This is a genomic window from Chromatiales bacterium (genome assembly GCA_024234935.1).
Lineage (GTDB): Bacteria > Pseudomonadota > Gammaproteobacteria > Steroidobacterales.
Map to the genome: position 1 here is coordinate 12,334 of JACKNI010000002.1, position 21,072 is coordinate 33,405.

At 61.7% G+C, this 21,072-nt stretch carries 21 protein-coding genes and 2 tRNA genes; 5 read left to right on the forward strand and 18 right to left on the reverse strand.

The features are described from left to right. Positions 1–2: 2 nt before the first annotated feature. From H6979_05395 to H6979_05405, 3 genes are all read right to left on the reverse strand, one after another. Positions 3–79 (reverse strand) — tRNA-Met (locus tag H6979_05395). A gap of 95 nt (positions 80–174) precedes the next feature. Further along, positions 175–1,266 carry a redox-regulated ATPase YchF gene (gene ychF / locus H6979_05400; GenBank protein MCP5139270.1) on the reverse strand — a complete coding sequence of 364 codons (1,092 nt, stop codon included), beginning with the start codon at positions 1,264–1,266 and terminating at the stop codon, positions 175–177. A gap of 114 nt (positions 1,267–1,380) precedes the next feature. Then, positions 1,381–2,070 carry a DUF3313 family protein gene (locus H6979_05405; GenBank protein ID MCP5139271.1) on the reverse strand — a complete coding sequence of 230 codons (690 nt, stop codon included), beginning with the start codon at positions 2,068–2,070 and terminating at the stop codon, positions 1,381–1,383. Between the two features lie 144 nt (positions 2,071–2,214). Here H6979_05405 and H6979_05410 point away from each other — a divergent pair, with 144 nt between their 5' ends. After that, on the forward strand, positions 2,215–3,237 hold the full coding sequence (locus tag H6979_05410; protein ID MCP5139272.1) for a methionine synthase: 1,023 nt from the start codon (positions 2,215–2,217) through the stop codon (positions 3,235–3,237). A gap of 21 nt (positions 3,238–3,258) precedes the next feature. Here H6979_05410 and H6979_05415 read toward each other — a convergent pair whose 3' ends face one another. Genes H6979_05415 through H6979_05425 form a run of 3 tightly spaced genes read right to left on the reverse strand, consistent with a single transcriptional unit; the run spans position 3,259 to position 7,027 of the window. After that, positions 3,259–4,506 (reverse strand): ChaN family lipoprotein, encoded by a 1,248-nt coding sequence (locus H6979_05415; protein MCP5139273.1) that lies wholly within the window; start codon positions 4,504–4,506, stop codon positions 3,259–3,261. 13 nt (positions 4,507–4,519) lie between these two features. Further along, the gene (locus H6979_05420; protein ID MCP5139274.1) at positions 4,520–5,608 is read right to left on the reverse strand and encodes a PD40 domain-containing protein; all 1,089 of its coding nucleotides are present in this window, start codon (positions 5,606–5,608) and stop codon (positions 4,520–4,522) included. A 39-nt stretch (positions 5,609–5,647) separates the two neighbouring features. After that, positions 5,648–7,027, reverse strand: coding sequence for an amidohydrolase family protein (locus H6979_05425; protein ID MCP5139275.1), 1,380 nt, complete (start codon positions 7,025–7,027; stop codon positions 5,648–5,650). A 184-nt stretch (positions 7,028–7,211) separates the two neighbouring features. Between H6979_05425 and H6979_05430 the strand changes: the two genes are divergently transcribed. Next, on the forward strand, positions 7,212–8,162 hold the full coding sequence (locus tag H6979_05430; GenBank protein MCP5139276.1) for a nuclear transport factor 2 family protein: 951 nt from the start codon (positions 7,212–7,214) through the stop codon (positions 8,160–8,162). Here the strand turns inward: H6979_05430 and H6979_05435 are convergent. The 7 genes from H6979_05435 to H6979_05465 form a co-directional block, all read right to left on the reverse strand. Beyond that, on the reverse strand, positions 8,067–9,029 hold the full coding sequence (locus H6979_05435; GenBank protein ID MCP5139277.1) for a hypothetical protein: 963 nt from the start codon (positions 9,027–9,029) through the stop codon (positions 8,067–8,069). The genes H6979_05430 and H6979_05435 overlap by 96 nt on opposite strands. 5 nt (positions 9,030–9,034) lie before the next feature. Further along, positions 9,035–9,637, reverse strand: a complete 603-nt coding sequence (pth, locus tag H6979_05440; GenBank protein ID MCP5139278.1) for an aminoacyl-tRNA hydrolase — start codon at positions 9,635–9,637, stop codon at positions 9,035–9,037. A gap of 74 nt (positions 9,638–9,711) precedes the next feature. Then, positions 9,712–10,401 carry a 50S ribosomal protein L25/general stress protein Ctc gene (locus H6979_05445; GenBank protein MCP5139279.1) on the reverse strand — a complete coding sequence of 230 codons (690 nt, stop codon included), beginning with the start codon at positions 10,399–10,401 and terminating at the stop codon, positions 9,712–9,714. A gap of 120 nt (positions 10,402–10,521) precedes the next feature. Continuing rightward, positions 10,522–11,469 (reverse strand): ribose-phosphate pyrophosphokinase, encoded by a 948-nt coding sequence (locus H6979_05450; GenBank protein ID MCP5139280.1) that lies wholly within the window; start codon positions 11,467–11,469, stop codon positions 10,522–10,524. 31 nt (positions 11,470–11,500) lie between these two features. Continuing rightward, positions 11,501–11,575, reverse strand: a tRNA-Gln gene (locus H6979_05455). 61 nt (positions 11,576–11,636) lie between these two features. Next, positions 11,637–12,266, reverse strand: coding sequence for an outer membrane lipoprotein LolB (gene lolB / locus H6979_05460; protein ID MCP5139281.1), 630 nt, complete (start codon positions 12,264–12,266; stop codon positions 11,637–11,639). Next, a complete protein-coding gene (locus H6979_05465; protein MCP5139282.1) occupies positions 12,263–13,873 on the reverse strand; it encodes a tetratricopeptide repeat protein in 1,611 nt (536 codons plus the stop codon). Before H6979_05465 ends, lolB begins: the two co-directional genes overlap by 4 nt. A gap of 79 nt (positions 13,874–13,952) precedes the next feature. Between H6979_05465 and prfA the strand changes: the two genes are divergently transcribed. Both prfA and H6979_05475 read left to right on the forward strand, forming a co-directional pair. Next, entirely contained in the window at positions 13,953–15,035 is a 1,083-nt protein-coding gene (gene prfA, locus H6979_05470) for a peptide chain release factor 1 (protein MCP5139283.1), read from the forward strand. A gap of 37 nt (positions 15,036–15,072) precedes the next feature. After that, entirely contained in the window at positions 15,073–16,089 is a 1,017-nt protein-coding gene (locus H6979_05475; protein ID MCP5139284.1) for a cysteine synthase A, read from the forward strand. Between the two features lie 9 nt (positions 16,090–16,098). Here H6979_05475 and H6979_05480 read toward each other — a convergent pair whose 3' ends face one another. The 4 genes from H6979_05480 to H6979_05495 form a co-directional block, all read right to left on the reverse strand. Further along, entirely contained in the window at positions 16,099–16,632 is a 534-nt protein-coding gene (locus tag H6979_05480; GenBank protein ID MCP5139285.1) for a hypothetical protein, read from the reverse strand. A gap of 39 nt (positions 16,633–16,671) precedes the next feature. Next, on the reverse strand, positions 16,672–17,214 hold the full coding sequence (locus H6979_05485; GenBank protein MCP5139286.1) for a cytochrome b/b6 domain-containing protein: 543 nt from the start codon (positions 17,212–17,214) through the stop codon (positions 16,672–16,674). A 64-nt stretch (positions 17,215–17,278) separates the two neighbouring features. Then, a complete protein-coding gene (locus H6979_05490; protein MCP5139287.1) occupies positions 17,279–17,839 on the reverse strand; it encodes a pyridoxamine 5'-phosphate oxidase family protein in 561 nt (186 codons plus the stop codon). 187 nt (positions 17,840–18,026) lie between these two features. Beyond that, positions 18,027–18,317: a VPEID-CTERM sorting domain-containing protein gene (locus H6979_05495; GenBank protein MCP5139288.1), complete on the reverse strand. Its 291-nt coding sequence runs from the start codon at positions 18,315–18,317 to the stop codon at positions 18,027–18,029. Between the two features lie 507 nt (positions 18,318–18,824). Between H6979_05495 and H6979_05500 the strand changes: the two genes are divergently transcribed. Then, on the forward strand, positions 18,825–19,715 hold the full coding sequence (locus H6979_05500) for a hypothetical protein (protein MCP5139289.1): 891 nt from the start codon (positions 18,825–18,827) through the stop codon (positions 19,713–19,715). Between the two features lie 142 nt (positions 19,716–19,857). On the opposite strand, the gene H6979_05505 is transcribed toward H6979_05500, so the two are convergent. Beyond that, positions 19,858–21,054 carry a PLP-dependent transferase gene (locus H6979_05505; GenBank protein ID MCP5139290.1) on the reverse strand — a complete coding sequence of 399 codons (1,197 nt, stop codon included), beginning with the start codon at positions 21,052–21,054 and terminating at the stop codon, positions 19,858–19,860. Positions 21,055–21,072: the final 18 nt, after the last annotated feature.

Below are 21,072 nucleotides of genomic sequence, written 5' to 3' on the forward strand. Positions count from 1 at the left end.
ATTGGTGGTGATGGGTAGAGTTGAACTACCGACCTCAGCATTATGAGTGCCGCGCTCTAACCAACTGAGCTACATCACCACACGGGGGGCGGAATTGTCTTAGCCGGCCTGCCGGGTGTCAAGAAAACGGCGGCGGACGGTCGCGCTGGGAAGGGGTCGCGGCTGAAGCCACTCCTACACGTTGAAGCGGAAGTGCACCACATCGCCTTCCTGCATCAGATATTCCTTGCCTTCCAGCCGCAGCCGCCCGGCCTCCTTGGCGCCCTGCTCGCCCCGGCCAGCGATGTAGTCGGCGTAGGCGATGACTTCGGCGCGGATGAAGCCCTTCTCGAAATCGGTATGGATCACGCCGGCAGCCTGCGGCGCGGTGTCGCCCTCATGGACGGTCCAGGCGCGCACTTCCTTGGGCCCTACAGTGAAATAGGTCTGCAGGCCCAGCAACCGGTAGCCGGTGCGAATCACGCGGTTGAGACCGGGCTCACTGAGCTTGAGGTCTTCGAGGAACGCGAGCTTGTCGCCCTCGTCGAGCTGCGCGATCTCGGCTTCGATGGCAGCGCAGACCACGACCACCTCGGCACCGTCCTTGAGCGCATGGGCCCGTACCTTGTCCACGAACTCGTTGCCGGCCAGACCGCTCTCGTCGACATTGGCCACATACATCACCGGCTTGGCGGTGAGCAGGAACATCTCGTCGATGGCCTGGCGATGCTCGTCGGGTACCGGAAACGTGCGTGCCGGTTGGCCGCTGTCCAGATGCGCGCGCAGTTTCTGCAGGAGATCACGCCGCACCAGATCTTCTTTCTTGCCGGCCTTGGCCTGCTTCTCGGCCTTTTCAGTCGCCTTCTCGACTGCCGCATAATCGGCCAGCAACAGCTCGGTATTGATCACTTCGATATCGTGTATCGGGTCGATGCGCCCGGACACATGCACGACGTCGGTGTTCTCAAAGCAGCGAACCACGTGCGCGATGGCGTGCGTCTCGCGGATGTTGGCGAGGAACTTGTTGCCGAGCCCCTCACCCTTCGACGCACCCTCGACGAGCCCGGCGATATCGACAAACTCGACCGTAGCCGGCAGGAGGCGCTGCGGGTTGGCCAGCGCGGCAAGTTCCTGCAGGCGCGGATCCGGCACTTCGACGATGCCGACGTTCGGATCGATGGTACAGAACGGATAGTTCTCGGCAGGAATCGCTGCCGCAGTCAGTGCGTTGAAAAGGGTGGACTTGCCGACATTGGGCAGGCCGACGATGCCGCAGCGAATGGCCATGAAATGCAACCGGGATGTTCAGAAGGGCGGCCAATTTACAGGAAAAAGCCGCTGGCCGGCCAATATCCGCCCGGGGCGCACCTCTGGAAGGTGTTTTCCCGCCGAATCTGCTGCTTACTTCGGCTGTACCGGCTCAGGTGAAACCGGCGAACCGGCCTTCAGTTCATCGAGCCCCTTGATGCAGATCCTGGCCCACTGCTGGAAAAGGCGCCTGAAATCGCTGCGGTTGGTCACGCTGTTCGTCCAGGTGACAAAGCCGCTACCACGCGCCTCGCGTCGATCAATTGCCATGCCGAGCAAGGCGCCACTGACCGAGTCACGGGCCTTCAGCTGCAGCGTGGCCTCGCCGGCATCAATGGTGTAGGTGCGCGAACGGTCCGGTGCCATGACATCCGGCGCGTTGATATAAAGTTTGACGATGGATGGTGACAGGCGCAGGACATCGGCCCCCGGTGCGGTTGCGATGGTGTAACCCGCCTTGCGGAACTCCTCCTGAAACACTTCCACCAGCCCGGAACGGGTGGCCTCGGCGATCTTCCCGGCATCCGCCTGGCTGACGCGATGGGACAGGGTGCGCGTCTCATTCATGTTGCGCATCCAGTCCTTGTCGAAGGCCACGTCGGGCGTGTCGATGATGACCGCCGTGTACTGGCGAAAATCCGCGCCAGGCAGCAGGTAAGCCTCATCCATGCGCTTTGCCTTGACCTCGACAAGGCCATCAAGATCCGGCGATATCGCTGCCAGTGCGGGCAACGTCAGCAGGCAAAGCACCACCTTGAACAAAAATCGCGAAACAGCACTCATTGCTCTGACCTCCATACGGCAGTCGTAGAATATAGCCCGGCTGTCCTGATGACCACATGATCGTATGCGGACAACAGCGCAGCGCGTATTGCGTTTCTGCAACGCCGGCGCCAAACGGAGCCGCCATTACCCAGGTACATGCCCATGTTTGAGACGACTATCGCCGGCAGTCTGCCTCGACCCGACTGGCTCGCGGAACCGGAAACCCTGAAGGGCGCATGGAAGCTCAGCGGCCATGCGCTGGAAGACGGTAAACGCCGCGCAGCGGCAGAGTGGATGCGACACGAAGAAGAAGCAGGCATCGACATCGTCACCAACGGCGAGGTGTTTCGCAGCCACTTCGTGCATGGCTTTCTTGAAGGCCTGACCGGCATCGACTGGCAGAAGATGACCCGCATGGGCATCCGCAACAACCGTTATGAACTCGACGTACCGACGGTCGTGGCACCACCCGGCAGACCCGCTCCCGTGCATCTCGATGAAGTGCGCTTCAGTCGTGCGCAAACCGGACGGAAGTTCAAGTTCACGCTGCCCGGTCCGATGACGATCTGCGATACGATCGCGGATGGTTATTACGGCAGCCGGCCGCAGATGGCAATGGCCTTTGCCGAAATACTCAACGCGGAAGCGCACGAGTTGGTCGCCGCCGGTGCGGATATCATCCAGTTCGATGAACCGGCTTTCAACGTATTCACCCGAGAGGTAAAGGACTGGGGAATCGAGGCACTGCACCGCGCGATCGAAGGACTCGATTGCAGCACTGCCGTACACATCTGCTACGGCTATGGCATCCAGGCCAATATCGACTGGAAAGCGACGCTGGGCGGCGAATGGCGGCAATATGAGGAAATCTTTCCCGCACTGAATGAGAGCCGCATCGACCAGATTTCGCTGGAATGTGCCGGATCAAGAGTACCGCTGTCGCTGCTGCGGCTGCTGCCCGACAAGCAGCTGATGGTCGGCGCGATTCAGGTGACCGCGGAGCACATCGAGACACCGGAAGAAGTCCTCGCTACCCTGCTGGCTGCCGCCGAACACGCGGACCTCGAACGCATCATGCCGTGCACGAACTGCGGCATGGCACCGATTGCCTACGAGGTCGCGCTCGGCAAGCTTCGCGCGCTCGGTGCTGGCGCACGACTGATGCGGGCCCGATATCCCGGCTAGTTTCCTGACACAGGCACTGTCCTACCGGGCAGCACGCCGGAAATTGACATCGAGTACCGATTCCTTTCCATCGCGACGGATCACGACTTTGACCATATCGCCCCAGCGATGGTTAGCAACCAGCTTGCGCAGCGTCTTTTCCGAGCTGATCGGCGTACCGTCAAAACTCAGCAGCACATCGCCGACTTTCAGCCCGGCCCGTTCTGCCACCGACTTCTTGCTGACCTGGATGATCTGCCCGGGCTCCTTGCCCAGCGAGCCCATCAGGGATACGCCGATACCCGGATAAACGGTATCGATTTCCTCGGGCAGCCCCCAGACGAAGTTTGCATAGGAGGCCCTGACTTCCTTCACCGGCTGTTTGTCATCGTCCACCACGGTCACCGGAATCAGTGACGCGATGCGCCCGTCATAGTACGAATCGATCTGCCGTTCGGCGCCCAGACCGAAGGTCACATGACCAGCGCCGATCAGCACTACCATGATCGCATTCGGGCCACCGTGCTGCTTGAGCGCCTGCAGGGCATTCCAGCCCATTGTGGCATCCCACATGGTCTGCGCCCGGTACAGTCCGTCGAGCGCTGCATCATTCATGTGCAGCTTGTCGTCCTTGTCGAAGAAGGCGCGGTACATGCTCCGGTGCTCGTCGTTTTCTGCTGCGAGCTTCGGCGGCAGGTGCGCTGCCTCCTCCGGTGTCAGATTTGCAAAGCCCTTGGCGCGTACCGACTTCACCACATCGCGCGGACTGTTTACCGCGTACATGTTGATGCCGTTCTCACGCGCGTACAGAAAGATGTTCCGGTAGTAATTCCAGTGGTAACCCCAGTTGTCGTACCAGGCAGCCAGTTCGACGAAGCCGCTCTCCGTGTAAAGACCGGCGTTCCAGTTATCGAGCACCGCCTGCTCGGTGTAGGGGAACATCTCCAGACCGATCAGCACCTCGCGCCCGGCTTCATGCAGCGCCCGGATCGTACGGAACTGGACGTCATGGAACTCCTGATTGGTATGGTTCTCGCCGATGAAAAGAATTCCGGTACCGGCAAGCTTCTGCGCCATTTCCTGCGGCGTGATCAGCGCGCCGGTACCGGTATCGGTGATGCCATCGAGAACAACCGGGACTTCCCGGCCCTTGCGGCCGGGATCCCCGATCTTCATATGCAGCACGGCCTGATCCGCAAGGAGCGAACACGGCGCACCCAGTGCAAGACCGGCAACCAGGCCGGTCACCAGCAGGCGGCGGGCGCCTGACCCCTTACGAATACTGGTCATCAAATGAACCCTGTTACTTCGGCGGCGAAATTGCCGGTACGCCCTTCCAGTTTTCGGGCCCGAGGTTGAGCGAGGAGACGTCCATCACATGGGTATAAAGGTTCGCCATGAAGCCGCCGCCTGTGCTGCGCGCAAAGAGCATCTTCTTGCCATCCGGTGACAGGGAGGGAAAGCCGTCGAAGCCGGGATTGAAAGTCAGACGCTTCGGTTCGCCACCGGCAAGATCACCGAGGAAGATTTCCCAGTTGTTGTTCTCGACGATACGCACGAAGACGTAGTGCCGGCCGTCGGGTGCCGGGTACGGCGCCCAGTTCATGTCCCGATCGAAGGTACGCGCGATATGCTCGGTACCATCGTTCTTGATGGTGAAGACGGTCATTGGCGTCGGCCGGACCTTGCCATACTCACTGCGCTTCCAGGCACGGTGGAGAATGGTCTCGTTGTCCGGCAGATAGAAAGGCGCACCTTCCTGCCAGTCGTCCGTGAAGGTGAGCTGCTTCTCGTCGCTGCCATCCGGACGCATGCGCCAGAGATCCATCTTGCCGTCGATCTGCCGGCCAAATACGATCCATTCGCCATTGGGCGATACCGAGACCTCCGCCTCGTAGTACTTGTTGTTGGTGAGGCGCTTGACGTTGCTGCCGTCAAGATCCGAGATATACAGCTCGGCACCCTGCGGGTAGTCATCGGAATCCGACCAGTTGCCGATCGGCATGTCCATGTTGTCTCTGGTTGAGGTCCAGACCAGGCGTTTGCCATCGGGGAAGAAATACGAACACGCATCCTGACCCTTGTCGTTGATGCGACGTACCTCCGTACCCTGGTCGGTAAAGGTATAGGTCAGGGCGCCGCTGTCCCGCCCCTCGGCCTTGAGCGCCAGTGGGTCCTGCGTCTGGGCAATCACATGCAGGCTGTCAGGGCCGTAATAGGCCTCGGCATTCTTCGGCACATTGGGAATCAGCCGTACAGGCAACTCGGTGCCCGCCTGTGTGGCAGGGGCCGCAGCTTCTCCGGCGGATGCCAGCGGTGCGCCAAGCAGCAGGCTCACGGCCAGGCCGGTGGCACTCAAAATGCGGTCTGAAAATACCTGTCTGGAATGCATCTTTTCTTGACTCCGTTGTTGAAGGTTTTATGGAACAGTCTACTCAAGGAAAGCAGGGTAACTGAAAGGCTCGGTCATGCGGCCATCCTGCTTTGCGATGCGGCCACTTTTCATGACGAAATCGATATTGCCGAGAACAGCGATGCTCTCGAGCGGATTGCCCTTTACGGCGACCAGATCAGCCAGTTTGCCTGCTTCGAGCGTACCAGCTTCCGCCGAAATCCCGAACAGCTCTGCCGTCATGACGGTGGCTGAGCGGATGGCATCCATGGGCGTCATGCCGAAACCGACCATCAGTTCAAACTCCTTGGCGTTGGTGCCGTGCGTGAAGGTTCCCGCGTCAGTACCGAAGGCGATCTTCAGTCCTGCGGCATAGGCACGCTCAAAAGCCCGGTATTCGTTCCTGAGCCTGACCGAGGGCGGATCAGGGATGCGAAAGATCGGTGGCGGATAGCTCGCCGAAAGTGTCGGCACCAGAAAGGTGCCCGCTTTCTTCATCATGGCGATCCCCTCGTCATCGAGCAGAAAGCCATGCTCGATGGAATCGACGCCGGCACGTACCGCTTCCTTGATCGCAACCGGCGAGTAGGCATGTGCTGCCGCTTTCAGGCCGACGAGATGCGCCGTCGCGACGATTGCCTGAATCTCGTCCGGGAAGAGCTGCGGCTCCAGACCCGTGTTGGAACCGAATCCTCCCGTCGAGGTGAACTTGATGACATCGGCACCCAGCTTGTACTGGTAGCGCACAGCCTTTCGGCACTCCATCGGGCCATCACAGGTACCGTTGACCAGACGCGTCATCTCGTCGCCGGTCAGGCTCATGGGTGTCGTGTCACCATGGCCACCGGTCACCGCGATGGCGGAACCGGCCACAAGAATGCGCGGACCGATCATCCTGCCGGCGTTTATCGCATTGCGTACAGCGAACACGGACTGGTCATCCGAACCGAGATCGCGCAGCGTCGTGAATCCGGCGGCCAGATTGCGGCGTGCATAGATCATCGCGTTGACCGCACCCTCCGCACCCGTACCCGGAACACCCGGCCACGACGGGTGACGGTCACCCCGCTCCGCACGATGCCTCGAGAAAGTGGGCTCATGCCAGAGGTGTACGTGGGCATCCATCAGGCCTGGCAGCACAAACCGGTCGGACAGGTCGATGACCTGCAACTCGGACCCGGGTGCCGCGTCGGCAACCGTGGCGATATAGCCCTTCTCGATCGCGGCGATACGGTCGTTCCTGATCACGACCGTCATCTTCGTCTGCGGTCTGACACCCGGAATTGCCAGCAGGGTGCCGGCATGGACCAGCACATAGCGATCGGGCGGGTTTTGTGCCGGCCCTCCGGAAGCAGCGGGCTGTGCCAGCGCTGTGGCAGACCACAGGCAGAGCAACACACCGAAAAAAAGGGTTCTCATGATGGTGATCCCGATTTATTGATTCTTCTTGTTTGACGCAGTGACCACCATTGCACGAGGATGGTGGCCGATACCGATCATGCCATGAAGGCCAGCCGTTTCGCCCCGGCTCTGCTGCGCTGCCAAAATCAGCGCCGGGCTGGCGGCCGGGAAATCGACGTTTTGCCGAGGAGGATCTCCGCACATGATTGAAGTCGTCCCCAACTGGCACCCGATCTTCGTTCACTTCACGATTGCTTTGCTGACGATAGCGACCCTGCTGTTCCTCATCTCGGCTTTCAGGGGCCGCAACCACTCTGCGCACGGCATTGAAACCACCGCAAACTGGAACCTGTGGCTCGGTGCGGCCCTGACCGTACTGACCATTGCAGCAGGCCTCCAGGCCGCCGGATCAGTCACTCATGATGATTCCGCCCATCTTGCAATGGAGAACCACAAGTTCTGGGCGCTGGGAACAGCCACCTTGTTCTTGCTGCTGGCACTCTGGAATGTCCTGCGCGTTCGTCGCGGGCAGGGGGTCGGCCCGGCCTTTGCTGTCGTCCTGCTCCTTGCTTTCGCTGGACTGACTGGTACCGGCCTGCGCGGTGCGGATCTCGTCTATCGGCACGGACTCGGCGTCATGGCCTTGCCGCAGGTCACCGCTGAAGGGCATGACCACGAGTCGGGTGCAGAACACTCGCATGCCGAAGCCGATTCGCCTGACGAAGGTCATGCACCGGCCGCAGCAGGAGGACCGGTCCGGATGACCGGGAGCGGTTTATCACCTGCAGAAGCGGAGGTGGTAGCGGCACTGACCGGCTATCACGATGCACTGACCTCAGGCGAGCTCGCAGCTCCGGAACATTTCGTGCTGGCTGACGAGCGCTTCATGATGATCGAAGGCAAGCACCTCAACCAGGGCTGGGCCGACTACCGCGACAATCACCTCAAGGCAGAACTGGCTGATCTCGCCAAAGTGCGCTTTCGCCTGTCCGTACTTCGCGCTCAAGTCGACGGTGATCTCGCAACGGTCAGTTTCGTTTTCAATATATTGCCTAAATCAGGCCCCGAGATGGATTTCGGCAGTGGTCGCGGGACAGCCTCCCTGATCCGTACCAGCGACGGCTGGAAACTGCAGCAACTGCATACCTCCTGAACGGTTGAACCCGGGCTGCCGGCTGTCACTCAGCTTGTACAGCGCATCCAGCAGTTCGAAGCAGAGCACCAGTTCCTGCCGCTCAGGCTGCCAGGCCGCCTCCGGACGACCACAGGAACGCATGTGCAGCGCAATTTTCCGTGGCAGGATGATTCGCTCGCGCATCGCAGCTGCAACCCGTTCGAGCATGCCGTCTTTCCGCACGGCGCGCAGCAGCTCGGCCGCAGCCAGGCTCTGCGGCACATCGTAGATGATGGCAATCTCCGGACCAGCGGTTTCACCGGGTTTGCGCCCGAAATTATCCAGCAGCCAGTGAAAGGACTGGTCGGCCTTCTGCCACTCGGCTGCACAGCCCTCGGCCCGCGATACCGGCATGCCGATAGCCACCGGCAGGTCAGCGTAGGCTTTGCGATCGTTGCCATAGAGCAGGCACGCGATCGAGTAGAAGCGCTGGATATTGAGGGAGTGATTGTTCCAGTACGGCAGTTCGCCGGCGCGCGCGGTGCCGGCAGTCCATGAAAGCCTGAGCCCCTCGGCAGCAGCCAGCAACCAGGTATTGGCGCGCCGGTAGCTGACGGGATCATCACGTGTGGTGTTCAAGAGCGCAGTTGCGGCGAGATAGTCAGCCGCGTTTTCTTCCGGCCCGAGCACCGGCACCTTGAGCTCGCCGATCACCACGTGCGCCAGCTCGTGCAGCAGCACGAATTCGAAATTACCCAGCACGAAATTGACGGTTGAGGTATCGAGCCCCTGTGCCCGATAGGCAGGCGCATCGGCAGCATCAGCAGCCGAGAACAGCGCCAGGCTGGAGAGGAACGCAGCCTTTGCACAGGACGTTAGCCGGTAAATTACCGGGTGCGGCGACATGCGCTTCAGCCGGCCGGCCCGAACCCGGCGCCGCCATTCTTGCGCGGCAGGGCCGAGTGCAGCTGCTGCATCGCTGCTTCAGGCCCGCTTGCCGTCAGCAGCTCGATGGCCTTCAGGCATTCGCCGAGCGCCTCGACGATTTCGCAGCGCTCGGCCCTGCCCGGGGCATGCAGTACATAGTCAGTAACCAGATCCTTGTGGCCGGGGTGGCCGATGCCGATGCGCAGGCGCATGAAGTCGGGCCCGCAGCTCGCGAGGATGTCGCGCAGCCCATTGTGTCCACCATGTCCGCCACCACGCTTGAGACGCGCACTGCCGGCTGGCAGGTCGAGTTCATCGTGCAGGACCAGCAGCTGCTCCATCGGGATGTTGTAATAGGCGAGAACCCGCCGGACACACTGCCCGCTGCGATTCATGTAGGTCGCGGGTTTGACGATGCGCACTGGCTTGCCGGCAAGCACGCCACGGCACTCCTCGCCCTGCAGCTTCTGCGCAGTCGAGAATGTTGTACCGATATGAGCCGCAAGCAGATCCGCCAGCCAGAAGCCGACGTTGTGGCGATCACCGACATGCTTCGGACCGGGATTACCAAGCCCCACGATCAGCATTGGCGTATCCCTCCGCGTGACTGCAGGAAAGCCGGTACCCGCCGCTTCGCCAGCAGCGGGTACCGGCATCCGGCCTACTTCTTGTCAGTCTTCGGCTTCTCGGCAGCCTTCTCGGCGCCGGCTGCGGGCGCTGCGGCCGCTTCAGTAGTGGCAGCGGCCGCCTCGGCCACCGGTTCTTCAACCACATGCAGGACATGCAGATGCACGACCGGCAGATCGCTGTCGGTATGTGCGACGAAACCCGGGATCACGACGCCTTCCGGCAACTTCAGGTCGCGCAGATGCAGCATGTCGTTGAGTTCCATCGGTTCGATATCGACCTCGATATATTCCGGCAGATCCTTCGGCAGACAGCTGATCTCGATTTCGGTCATGAGATGCGAAACCGAACCACCACCCAGCTTGACGCCCTTGGACAGCGCCTCGTTGATGAAGTGCAGCGGCACCGTCATGCGCAGTTCTTCGGTGGCTACGACGCGCTGCAGATCGAGGTGCAATACGGTACGTCGGGCCGGATGCGGCTGATAGTCACGGACGATCGCCTGCAGTGTCTTGCCATCCAGCGTGACATTGAGAATGCTGGAAAGAAACGCCTCTTCGGCCATGCCCCGGTGCAGGGCATTTGCGTCGAAGGCGATGCCAATGGGAGCTTCTCCGCCGCCGTACATGATGCCGGGAATCTTGCCTTCGCGACGCAGGCGGCGGCTCGCACCTTTCCCTGCATCACGCCGGGTTTCCGCGGCGATATTGAACTGATGTGCCATGTTTATTCTCCTGGTTGACCCGCCGCCATGGACAAACTCCCCTGCGACCAGGGAGCCGTGACGGAAGGGCCGCGGATCATAGCACGGCAGGCAGCGCTGGAAGCGCCCCCAGACCCGTGATCAGTCCAGATACATGGAGCTGACTGATTCAGCCTGGCTGATACGGCGCATGGTCTCGGCCAGCAGTTCAGCCACGCTTAGCTGCCGGATGCGGCCCGTGGCAATGGCCGGCGCCGACAACGGAATGGTATCGGTGACCACCAGCTCATCGAGCCCGGAACTGGCGATCCGGTCAACCGCCGGACCGGAAAGGACCGCATGGGTGACATAAGCCACCACGCGGCTGGCGCCATGATCCTTGAGTGCTGCGGCGGCATGACACAGCGTACCGGCCGTATCCACCATGTCATCGATAAGCACGCAGACCTTGTCTTCGACTTCACCGATGATGTTCATCACTTCGGACACGTTCGCGCGCGGCCGGCGTTTGTCGATGATCGCAAGCTCGGCATCGTCCATGCGCTTGGCGATCGCCCGGGCGCGAACCACGCCACCGACATCGGGTGAGACGATGACCATCGGCTCGTACTTGCAGCGCCACAGGTCGCCGAGCAGCACGGGCGACGAGTAGACGTTGTCGACCGGAATGGAAAAAAAGCCCTGGATCTGGTCGGCGTGCAGATCGACCGTCAGCACATGCTTGATACCCGACTCGGAGATCATCCGTGCCACCATGCTGGCCGTGATCGGCACGCGGGCAGCACGCGGGCGGCGATCCTGGCGCGCGTATCCGAAGTAGGGGATGACCGCCGTTATGCTGGCCGCCGAAGCGCGCCGACAGGCATCGGCAAGCACCAGCAGCTCGATCAGGTTGTCGTTGACCGGCGGGCAGGTGGACTGCACGATGAACACGTCACGCCCGCGTACGTTCTCGTAAACCTCGACCAGCACTTCGCCATCGCTGAACTTGCCAACCTGCACACGGCCGAGCGGCTGCTTCAGGTGGCGGGCAATGCGCTGGGCGAGTTCCGGATTGGCATTGCCGGCAAGAATCGCAATATTGGGCAGTTCCATAGGACTCTCTGTATTCATCTGATGCTGGCTGGGGCGGCAGGATTCGAACCTGCGGATGGCGGGATCAAAACCCGCTGCCTTACCACTTGGCTACGCCCCAAGATCGCATCGGCGCACGCCGGGGCGCAATCTTACGCTTTCATGGCGGTGAGGGGCAGCGGTCAGAACAGCCACCTGTCGATCACGAAACGCAAGCGCACATCTTCCCGCTCGACCACCAGCTTGTGCGGCAGCCACGTGGCAGCACCCTGTGCATAGTCTTCATAGCGCACGACCCAACCCGATTGCAGCAGCTCGCGGAGCCTCCCGGCGGCATCAGACTGTTGTACCGCCGGCGTCGCAGGATCTGCCAGACCGAGCAGCCAGTAGCGCACGCTGCGCACCGGAAAAGACCAGCCCACCTGCTCGACCAGAAACCGCTCCGCTGCATCCGGCCCGAGATACTCGAGCGCGGCTTCGGAGCCGCGCGACTGGACAGTGATCTGCCCGGGCAGCGAGTCGATCTGATAGGCGCCGGCCCCAAACGGTCCACTGAGGTGAATCCGCGTGGCAGCACCATCCTGCAACCACTGCAGACTGCCCTGCCCGCCCTTGTCCGCGGACCTGAAGGCAACGCGACCACGCGCTTCCCACTGGACCAGTCCGAGCAAACGTTCCTGGCGCACGGCCGGTGACTCTGCGCTGACTGGAGCTTCCACGCGTTGGGTGGCACAGCCGGCCAGCAGCGGGAGGAACAAGGACAACAGGCGCAGGGTCGTCAGACAGCCCCGCTGACCGGTACACCTGATCAATGCAGCAGCCGCTCCGCAGTCTGTTGCGCCGGCTTGCTGTCCGGCCAGGCCTCGAGCGTCGCATTCAGGAGTTCGCGGGCCCGCTCGCGTTCGTCCAGCTTCCAGTAGATCTCGGCAAGGTGGCTCGCCAGCTCAGGATCCTGCAGCAGCGCGTAGGCCTCCTCGAGATAGCTGCGCGCCTCTTCATGGCGGCCCATCCTGAACAGTGCCCAGCCGACGCTGTCCAGGATGGGCGGATTGTGAGGCGCCAGCTCGAGCGCGCGTCGGACCTGGATCCAGGCGGCCCGGCTCCGGTGTGTGCGATTGGCGAGAATATAACCGTAGGCATTGAGCACCAGGGCATCGTCCGGCGCGATCTGCACCGCCCGCTCCAGATCGGCAAGCGCATCGTCAATCCGGTCGAGCTGCTCCAGGAGGCCACTGCGCGAGAGCAGGATTTCAATCGAAGCCGGCTTGTACTCGAGCGCCTCGTCGTATACCGCGAGTGCCTCGACCGGACGTCCGGCGAGCTGCAGCAACTCCGCCTGATACCGGAACACCTCCCAGGCCTGCGCCGGATGGTCCTCCCTGAAAGCCTCCAGGTTTTCGATCGCACTCTCCAGCTGGTCTTCACGCCGCAAGGTTTCGGCGATGGCAAGTTGCGCCGGCACCAGATAGGGCCCGGAACTGATCCGCTGATAGTAGCGGCGTGCGCCCTCCGCATCGCCCTTCTCCACGGCAATCAGCGCCCGGTAATAGAAGCTTTCAAAACGGTCCTGGCCAGCCGTTTCCAGTTCTTCGAAGCGCCGGTCCGCGGCATCCAGATCACCGGCAGCCATATCGATAAATGCCAGTGTGCGGGTGATTTCAGTGCGCTCACCGTAGCGTGAAACCAGTCCATCGAGCCTGGCGCGCGCCGCATCGATCTTGCCGGCATCGGCGAGCAGCCGGGAATAGGCGAGATCCGACAGCGGGCTCTCGTCTTCGGCCACCAGCGCAGCGGCACGCTCCAGGCCTTCATCCGTCCGTCCTGTCGCCATCAGCGCGCGTGCGACAAGCAGCTGCGGTTCGGTCCAGCCCGGATCGTCCTGGGACGCGCGCTCTCCGGCAGCAAGGGCGAGTTCAGGATTCCCCGACCGCAATGCCGCGGTACCGAGCGCGAGCTGCAAGCCCGGCGCCAGCGGATCCTGTGCCGCAAGACGAGACAAGAGCCGGGTCACCAGTTGCGCATTGCCCTCCGTGCCCAGGTCACTGGCAAGCGCGAGATAGACCTCGTCACGGCGCGGCTCCACGGAGCCGAGCGCGCGCTCAAAGCTCGCGGTTGCTGCATCGATCGCATGTCGCCGCAACTGCAGTCGCCCGAGGATCGCGTAGGCGATCTGGTTGTCCGGCGCAAGCACCGTCCAGCGTTCTGCAGCACGCTCCGCCAGCGCATCAAAGCCGACACCAAACGTAAACTGGGTCGCCCGCTCGACCAGTGTCACGTCGTCACTGAGTTCGGCCGCAACCGTGAACTCGCGGGCAGCCGTAACCAGCTCCCTGTCCTGCAGGGCCTGCTCGGCCAGCTGGAGGTGGAGATCCGGGCTGTCCGGGGCATCGGCAGCGACCGCGTTTGTCAGGACCGACAACGCAAGTAGCAGTGCGACCGGAGCAATGCGGTAATCTTGTGGGTCAGCGCGATGCTTCACGTCAGAGATAATAGCCGTAATGCAGGCCTCCATTGTCGGAAAACTCGAGAAACTTGCCGCCCGCGCCGAAGAGCTGGGCGGATTGCTGACCGACCCGAAGATACTCGGTGACCAGGCCCGCTTCCGCGACCTGTCCCGCGAATACGCACAGATCGAACCCGTGGTCCGCCTGTTTCACACCTGGCGGAAGACCGAGGGCGACCAGGCAGCAGCAATGGACATGATCAATGACAGCGATGCGGAGCTGCGCCGCCTGGGACAGGAAGAACTCGCGCGCGCACGCAGTGAGCTCGATGCCATCGAGACGCAGGTGCGGTTGCAGCTGATCGCGAAGGATCCCTACGACGACAGCAATATCTATCTGGAGATCCGTGCGGCGGCCGGCGGCGACGAAGCGGCGATTTTCGCCGGCGACCTGTTCCGCATGTATTCGAAATATGCGGAGTCGCGCGGCTGGCAGATCGAGATCGTGAATTCCAGTGCCGGCGAACATGGCGGCTACAAGGAGATCATCAGCCGGATCATCGGTCACGGCGCCTATTCACGGCTCAAGTTCGAATCCGGCGCCCACCGCGTGCAGCGCGTACCGGAAACGGAAGCGCAGGGACGCGTGCACACCTCCACCTGTACGGTGGCCGTGTTGCCCGAACCCGAGGAGATCGACGCCATAGCGATCAACCCGGCGGAGCTGCGGATTGACACCTACCGGGCCTCCGGGGCCGGTGGCCAGCACGTCAACAAGACCGACTCGGCAGTGCGCATCACGCATCTGCCTTCGGGGCTCGTCGTGGAATGCCAGGATGAACGTTCGCAGCACAAGAACCGGGCCCGGGCGCTCGCCCTGCTCAAGGCCAGACTGCTCGACTCGGCACTGCGCAAACAGCACAGCGAACAGGCCGAGCGGCGCAAGAGCCAGGTCGGCACCGGCGACCGGTCCGAGCGCATCCGCACCTATAATTACGCGCAGAGCCGGGTCACCGATCACCGCATCAATCTGACGCTGTACAAGCTCGACTTCATCCTGGAAGGCGATCTGGACCAGGTGATCGAACCCCTGATCAATGAGTACCAGGCGGAACAGCTCGCTGCACTCGACAACTGAAAATTTGCTGCCGGATCACCCCGCACAGAAGCCCGACATGACCCAGCCCGCATTCACCCGACTCGTGGACTGCATCGGCAACACGCCGCTGATCCGCCTCAACCATTTCTCGGACGCCAGCGGTTGCGAGATCCTCGGCAAGGCCGAGTTCATGAATCCGGGCGGGTCGGTCAAGGATCGCGCAGCGCTCGGCATCGTGCGCGATGCCGAACGGCGCGGCACGCTCCGGCCAGGCGGCATCATCGTCGAAGGGACCGCCGGGAATACCGGCATCGGTCTCGCCGTGGTGGGCAACAGTCTCGGCTATCGCACGGTCATCGTGATGCCTGACAACCAGAGTCGGGACAAGGTCGATACGCTGCGCGCCTATGGTGCCGATGTGCGGCTGGTGCCGGCCGTCCCCTTCACGAATCCGGACCACTTCGTGCATCAGTCACGACGCCTGGCCGAGGCGCTGGACAAGAGTTCCCCGCAGGGCGCGGCGTGGGCCAACCAGTTCGACAACACGGCCAATCGCGACTGGCACGAGCAGACCACGGCGGCCGAGATCTGGGCACAGACCAACGGCAGCGTGCATGCCTTCGTCTGCTCGGTCGGCACCGGCGGCACGCTGGCCGGTACCGCGCGCGGCCTGAAGGCGCGCAATACCGCGATCCGGATCGGTCTTGCCGATCCCCAGGGCTCTGCGCTGTATAACTATTACACGCACGGTGCACTCAAGGCCGAGGGCGGTTCGATCAGCGAAGGCATCGGCAACAGCCGGGTTACCGCCAATCTCGAAGGCACACCCGTGGATGTCGCCTTCCAGATCCCGGACAGCGAATCGATTCCGCTCGTCTATGAACTGATCCGGAAAGAAGGCCTGCTGGTCGGCGGCTCCAGTGCCGTAAACCTCGCCGGCGCCTTGCGCATGGCAGGAATGCTGGGCCCCGGTCACGTGATCGTGACCCTGCTGTGCGACTCGGGGCTACGCTACCGGCAGCGGCTGTTCAACAGGCAGTTTCTGGCCGAAAAGGGACTGACGCTGCCCGACTGGCTGAAACTTGAGGCCTGAAACGGCGTCTCAGCGCGTCATGCGCAGCAGATAATCGAGCATCTGGCGATCGCGTTCCGCGCTGACTTCAAAACCGATCATCGGCGGATATCGCATCCGGTTATGCGGCACCACGGCCTTGTTGGCGGCGATGAATGCAGCCAGCGTCTCCGGTGTCCAGACCAGCCCGTTGTTGCGCGCATCGATAAACGCCTGCGAGTAGACAAAGTGCGGCGCGACAGCCGCCGGCTTGCCGACGATCCGGTGGAGGTTCGGCCCGACCCGGTTCTCACCTCCCTCTTCAAGGGTGTGACAGAAACGACACCAGGTGAAGGCGACCTTTTCCGCTTCCAGTTCTTCAGCCGATATTGGCGGGAGCGGCTCTGCGTAGTAGTCGGGAAGGTTTTTTCCTGCCAGCAGCCGGTCGATCTCGGCCTGAGGTACGACGTCGTCGGTCCCGAAGGGGACTACACCGAACCAGATGTATGGAAAAAACACCGCGAGCGCCAGGAACGCCAGCAGCACCGTCGAATGAAAAATGCGGGTACCCGCCGAAACGCTCAAGTTCCGCTCTCCGCAACGTCGTGATTCAGCACCATGAACTCAGACCCGGGCGCCAGGCAGCAGCCGGCGCAGGCCGACCTTGTAGCGCCAATGCTGGTAAAAACCGAAGACAAACCAGATGGAAAGCAGCATCAGATAGTAGAACCCGAGCGAACTGTGCAGATAACCCATGGGAATGCGCACCGCTTCCCCGCGCGCCACCATCGCCGGCAGGGTTGCGCCAAACAGTACGATGTCGCGCCCTTCGCCCCATGCATAGATGAAGCCGATCACTCCGGTGACCGTAAAGGTCGCGTAGAGGAACACCAGAATGGCCCGGTTGAAGGCAAAGGAACTCTCCGGCAGGCCCTGCGGTGGCCGGGGTGCGGGGTCACGGTAGTACCAGTACAGTCGAACTGCCGCCAGCAACAGCACGATCAGGCCGAGACTGTCGTGGATCAGCCGCAGCGTGGCCCGCTGATCGAGCGCGGTTCTCGGCAGATTGATGATGTTTATGAACAGTACGAAGAACAGCAGCGCGAGCACATAACCCATGATCGTCGAACGCCGGTCCTGTATGCCTGGCGCCAGTTGCTTGCTCATGCCATGTCCTGCCGTCGAGAACCCGCCCATCCGGGGCCGCATCTTAACCCTGGCACGCGGCTGGCTAAACCGGGGCATTCCTGCCTGGAACAACCTTCGCGCCCGATGCGCCCGGTTCCCAGATCTGCCGCGGGGCGTAACCTTCCTTGCGCATGAAGTGCTCGGTATAGACGATCCGGTCCGGATCGATGCGCAGCAACTGGCCTCGGGGCGGCTGCGCATTGATCTTGCCGAGCTCGAAACTTGAAGCCACCCACTTGAAGACCTTCATCCCGTGCTCCCACTCCGGCGTATCCGGATCCAGCAGGGTGCCCTTGCCGAAAAACTGCGCACCCATGACGCAAGCCCAGCCCGCCATGGGGTTGGCGACCGCGAAACTCACCCGGGGGTCGCGGCGCAGGGCCTTGACCTTGGGGCTGTTGGGTTGCGGAAAAATGTACACCGACAGCCCGTCCGCATAGAACTCGACAGGACTGACGATGGGTGAGCCATCCTTTCTGACCGTACCCAGATATCCGATATTGGTCATGGTCAGCACCCGCTCGATACGCGATTCGAGCAGCGGCTTGGGCATTACCGCTGTGGGCCATGGTTCCTGTTCAAGCCATTTGTGAGCGACACTCAACACCTGTACTCCTGTCGTTGGAACATCGGTCAATGCTGAGCCTGTGCGTCACGTGACGCAAGTCATAACGGGTATCAGCACGGGAGGCGACCCGCCACCGCAGAACGGGACGCCCGTTAACCGGATCTTGATACGGAGGTTGTAGAGCACCGGGTGACTCAAGCCACCCGGTGTCAGTGAAGTGGAATCAGCGGCTGCGAATCGCCCGACGACGACGGCGGAGACCTTCTGCGCTGAGCAGGCCAACACCGAGCACCAGCGCAAGCGCCTGGGTGCCCGAGCTCGCATCAATTTCGGGAACTTCGCGTATGACCTGCGTGCATATCCGTGCAGCGGGGTATCGTTCGCAGAATTTGGCCAGTATCGCCTCGCGATCGATGTTGATGCTCTGCCAGTCAGTGCTGGATTGGGCGTTCGCGCTACCGGACATGACCAGCAAGGTCGCCATTGCTGCGATGCTTAAAAATGATTTTTTCATTGTGTGAATCCCTTCTTCCGCCCTGGCGTTTACTCGTGATTTCTTTTAACACATCAGCAACTTGGCTGGCTACTCCTCCGGAGTGCACGAGCATTTGGCCGCCTTGCCTGAATGGCGAGCAAATTCCGCGCCACCATCCGTCTGAACACCGCAGAATTTGACAGAAGCCGGGATATTGGGCCGAAAAGTGTGACGGCGATCACAAGGTGGTCGCCATGACAGGCGAAATCCGGGCCAGCCCGCCGTGCGGCCTGATCATGCGTGGCGGCATTTGTATAGCCAGCCGACACGAGATCGGACAGTTACAGACGCCGTTGAACCAATACGAGGACAGACTGATCGAAAACAACAGCTTGGGTCTTCGCCCTTGCTGTACAGAAAGCCGGCAGCAGCCCTGATTGCAACGCAGAGCCTGCAGAGCTGACTCTCGTTGCAGAGCTACCCCTGCGGAGCTGCGCTTGTTATTGTTATAAGTATATTCCCATCGAAACAGGAAGAGAGAAGAGCATGTCCCGGTTCAAACAGCTTTATCAGGCCCCTTTGCCTGCGGTCATCGCACTGCTCATCGTCTACATCTGGCAGGGACTCGGCCACACGGTGATGTACCTGATGGAGCACAAGTGGTTTCCGGACAACGTGACGACCGTCGCGATCGTCGGCGGCTTCATCGGTGCGGCGATGGTCTGGATCGGCAGGAACAAGTCGGAAAATACGGCCACCCTGCTCGGCTTCCTGGGGGGCAGCCTGATCTGGCTGACCTGGATCGAATTCAATTTTGTCTACACGGCTGACGAGCTCGGTGTGCAGGATGTCATGTGGGGTGCCAAACCCACCAAGGGCGAATACCGCGTGATGCTGTCCTCGATCGGCGTCATGATGGCCTCGCTGATGTATTTCTTTTACAACAAGGACACGCGCTGCAACCTGTTCATGTGGCTGCATCGCAATCTGCACCTGAGTCCAGGTGAGCGCGGTTCCGTACAGCAACGCAATATTGCCGGGATCGTTGCCCTGGAAACGATCTATGTCACCTGGTTTTGCTACATCTGGCTGCTGCTCTGCTACAACCCCAACATTCTCGGCGTCGACCACTGGTTCACCTTTGCGTCGATCATATTCTTTGCCATATGGGCGGCTTATCTGATCCAGCGACTGTGGTGGTTCCAGCGCATGGCCCCGGCCCTGCGCTATGCGATACCCACTGCGATCATCGCCTACAACATCAATGAGATCCTGGAGAAGTGGGGCAAGATGACCGAGATCTGGGTGCAGCCGCAAAAGTACGCCATGGAAATCAGCCTGGTGGTGGTTGCGCTGATCGTGGTGGTGGTACTGGCAATCCTGAGCCCGGCGCGGCGTATCGCCGTCAACAAACCACCGACTGACGCTCAGGCCTGAGCCCGGCGTAGCCAGGCAAAGATTGCCAGCATAAGTCGCAGAGCCGGATCAGGCCGACCCGATACGTCGGCCTGATCCGGCTTTCCACTCTCGGGCAGCGAGCGCTGCCTGTCGACCTGACCTCCATCTGATACATCAGACATCAATGATGTTCGAGCGCATGGCTGACGTCGGCGAGCAGATCTGCCTCGGCCTCGATACCGACAGACAGGCGAATCAGATTGTCGGCAATGCCCATCTGGCGCCGTTCAGCGGTCGGCACACTCGAGTGGCTCATGGTTGCCGGCTGCCCGGCGAGACTCTCCACTGCGCCCAGGCTCTCGGCGATGGCAAACAATTGCAAGCGGTTGAGGAATTCGCCGACGGCGCCTGGCCCGCCGCGGATCTCGAAACAGACCACGCCGCCAAAAGCGCTCATCTGCCGCTTCGCGAGCGCATGACCTGGATGACCCGGCAGACCCGGATAGAACACGCGCTCCACACGCGCATGTCCGTTCAGGAATTGCGCGATTGCCAGCGCATTCGCGCAGTGACGCTCCATGCGCAGCGCGAGAGTCTTGATACCGCGCAGGACCAGATAGGCATCAAAGGGTCCGAGCACGCCGCCGGATGCACTGCGCAGCTGGTGCAGTTGTTTGCCCAGCTCCGCATCGGCAGCGACGACGATTCCGCCCAGCACATCCGAGTGACCGCCCAGATACTTTGTCGCCGAATGCATGACCAGATCAGCGCCCAGCCGCAGCGGCTGTTGCAGGCAGGGCGTCGCAAAGGTGTTATCCACACAGCTCGGTATGTTGCGCGCGCGGGCCAGCGCCGTTACGGCTGCAACATCGACGATGTGCAGCAGCGGATTGGTCGGTGTCTCGATCCAGATCAGGCGGGTTTCCGGCCGCAGCGCGGCTTCGACATTACCAGGCTCACACATGTCGACGAATGAAAAATCGAGATCACCGGTACGCCGGCGCACCTCGTCAAACAGCCGGCGCGTGCCACCATAGAAATTGAGCGGCGCGATCACATGACTGCCGGCATCGAGCAGATCAAGTACGCCGGCAGTTGCGGCCTGTCCGGAGGCGAAAGCCAGCCCGCGCGCGCCGCCTTCGAGCTCGGCGACGCAGCGTTCGAGCGCATCGCGGGTCGGGTTCGAGGAGCGCGTGTAGATATGCTCGCGCGGCTGACCGAATCCCTCCCAGGCAAAGGTCGTGCTGGTGACGATCGGCGGCATCACCGCACCGGTCGCGGCATCGGTGGTTGCTCCACCATGAATGCAGCGGGTAGCCAACTGTCGGGCCGGTGCATGACCGGTCCCGGGCTTTCCTGAAGGTGGTTTGGCTGACATCGACTGATCTCCTGCGCG

Excerpts from the sequence above, each read along its gene's own strand:
- ychF (MCP5139270.1), bottom strand. The coding sequence starts at position 1,266 with ATGGCCATTCGCTGCGGCATCGTCGGCCTGCCCAATGTCGGCAAGTCC.
- H6979_05405 (MCP5139271.1), bottom strand. The coding sequence starts at position 2,070 with ATGAGTGCTGTTTCGCGATTTTTGTTCAAGGTGGTGCTTTGCCTGCTG.
- H6979_05410 (MCP5139272.1), top strand. The coding sequence starts at position 2,215 with ATGTTTGAGACGACTATCGCCGGCAGTCTGCCTCGACCCGACTGGCTC.
- H6979_05415 (MCP5139273.1), bottom strand. The coding sequence starts at position 4,506 with ATGACCAGTATTCGTAAGGGGTCAGGCGCCCGCCGCCTGCTGGTGACC.
- H6979_05420 (MCP5139274.1), bottom strand. The coding sequence starts at position 5,608 with ATGCATTCCAGACAGGTATTTTCAGACCGCATTTTGAGTGCCACCGGC.
- H6979_05425 (MCP5139275.1), bottom strand. The coding sequence starts at position 7,027 with ATGAGAACCCTTTTTTTCGGTGTGTTGCTCTGCCTGTGGTCTGCCACA.
- H6979_05430 (MCP5139276.1), top strand. The coding sequence starts at position 7,212 with ATGATTGAAGTCGTCCCCAACTGGCACCCGATCTTCGTTCACTTCACG.
- H6979_05435 (MCP5139277.1), bottom strand. The coding sequence starts at position 9,029 with ATGTCGCCGCACCCGGTAATTTACCGGCTAACGTCCTGTGCAAAGGCT.
- pth (MCP5139278.1), bottom strand. The coding sequence starts at position 9,637 with ATGCTGATCGTGGGGCTTGGTAATCCCGGTCCGAAGCATGTCGGTGAT.
- H6979_05445 (MCP5139279.1), bottom strand. The coding sequence starts at position 10,401 with ATGGCACATCAGTTCAATATCGCCGCGGAAACCCGGCGTGATGCAGGG.
- prfA (MCP5139283.1), top strand. The coding sequence starts at position 13,953 with ATGCAGGCCTCCATTGTCGGAAAACTCGAGAAACTTGCCGCCCGCGCC.
- H6979_05475 (MCP5139284.1), top strand. The coding sequence starts at position 15,073 with ATGACCCAGCCCGCATTCACCCGACTCGTGGACTGCATCGGCAACACG.
- H6979_05485 (MCP5139286.1), bottom strand. The coding sequence starts at position 17,214 with ATGAGCAAGCAACTGGCGCCAGGCATACAGGACCGGCGTTCGACGATC.
- H6979_05495 (MCP5139288.1), bottom strand. The coding sequence starts at position 18,317 with ATGAAAAAATCATTTTTAAGCATCGCAGCAATGGCGACCTTGCTGGTC.
- H6979_05500 (MCP5139289.1), top strand. The coding sequence starts at position 18,825 with ATGTCCCGGTTCAAACAGCTTTATCAGGCCCCTTTGCCTGCGGTCATC.
- H6979_05505 (MCP5139290.1), bottom strand. The coding sequence starts at position 21,054 with ATGTCAGCCAAACCACCTTCAGGAAAGCCCGGGACCGGTCATGCACCG.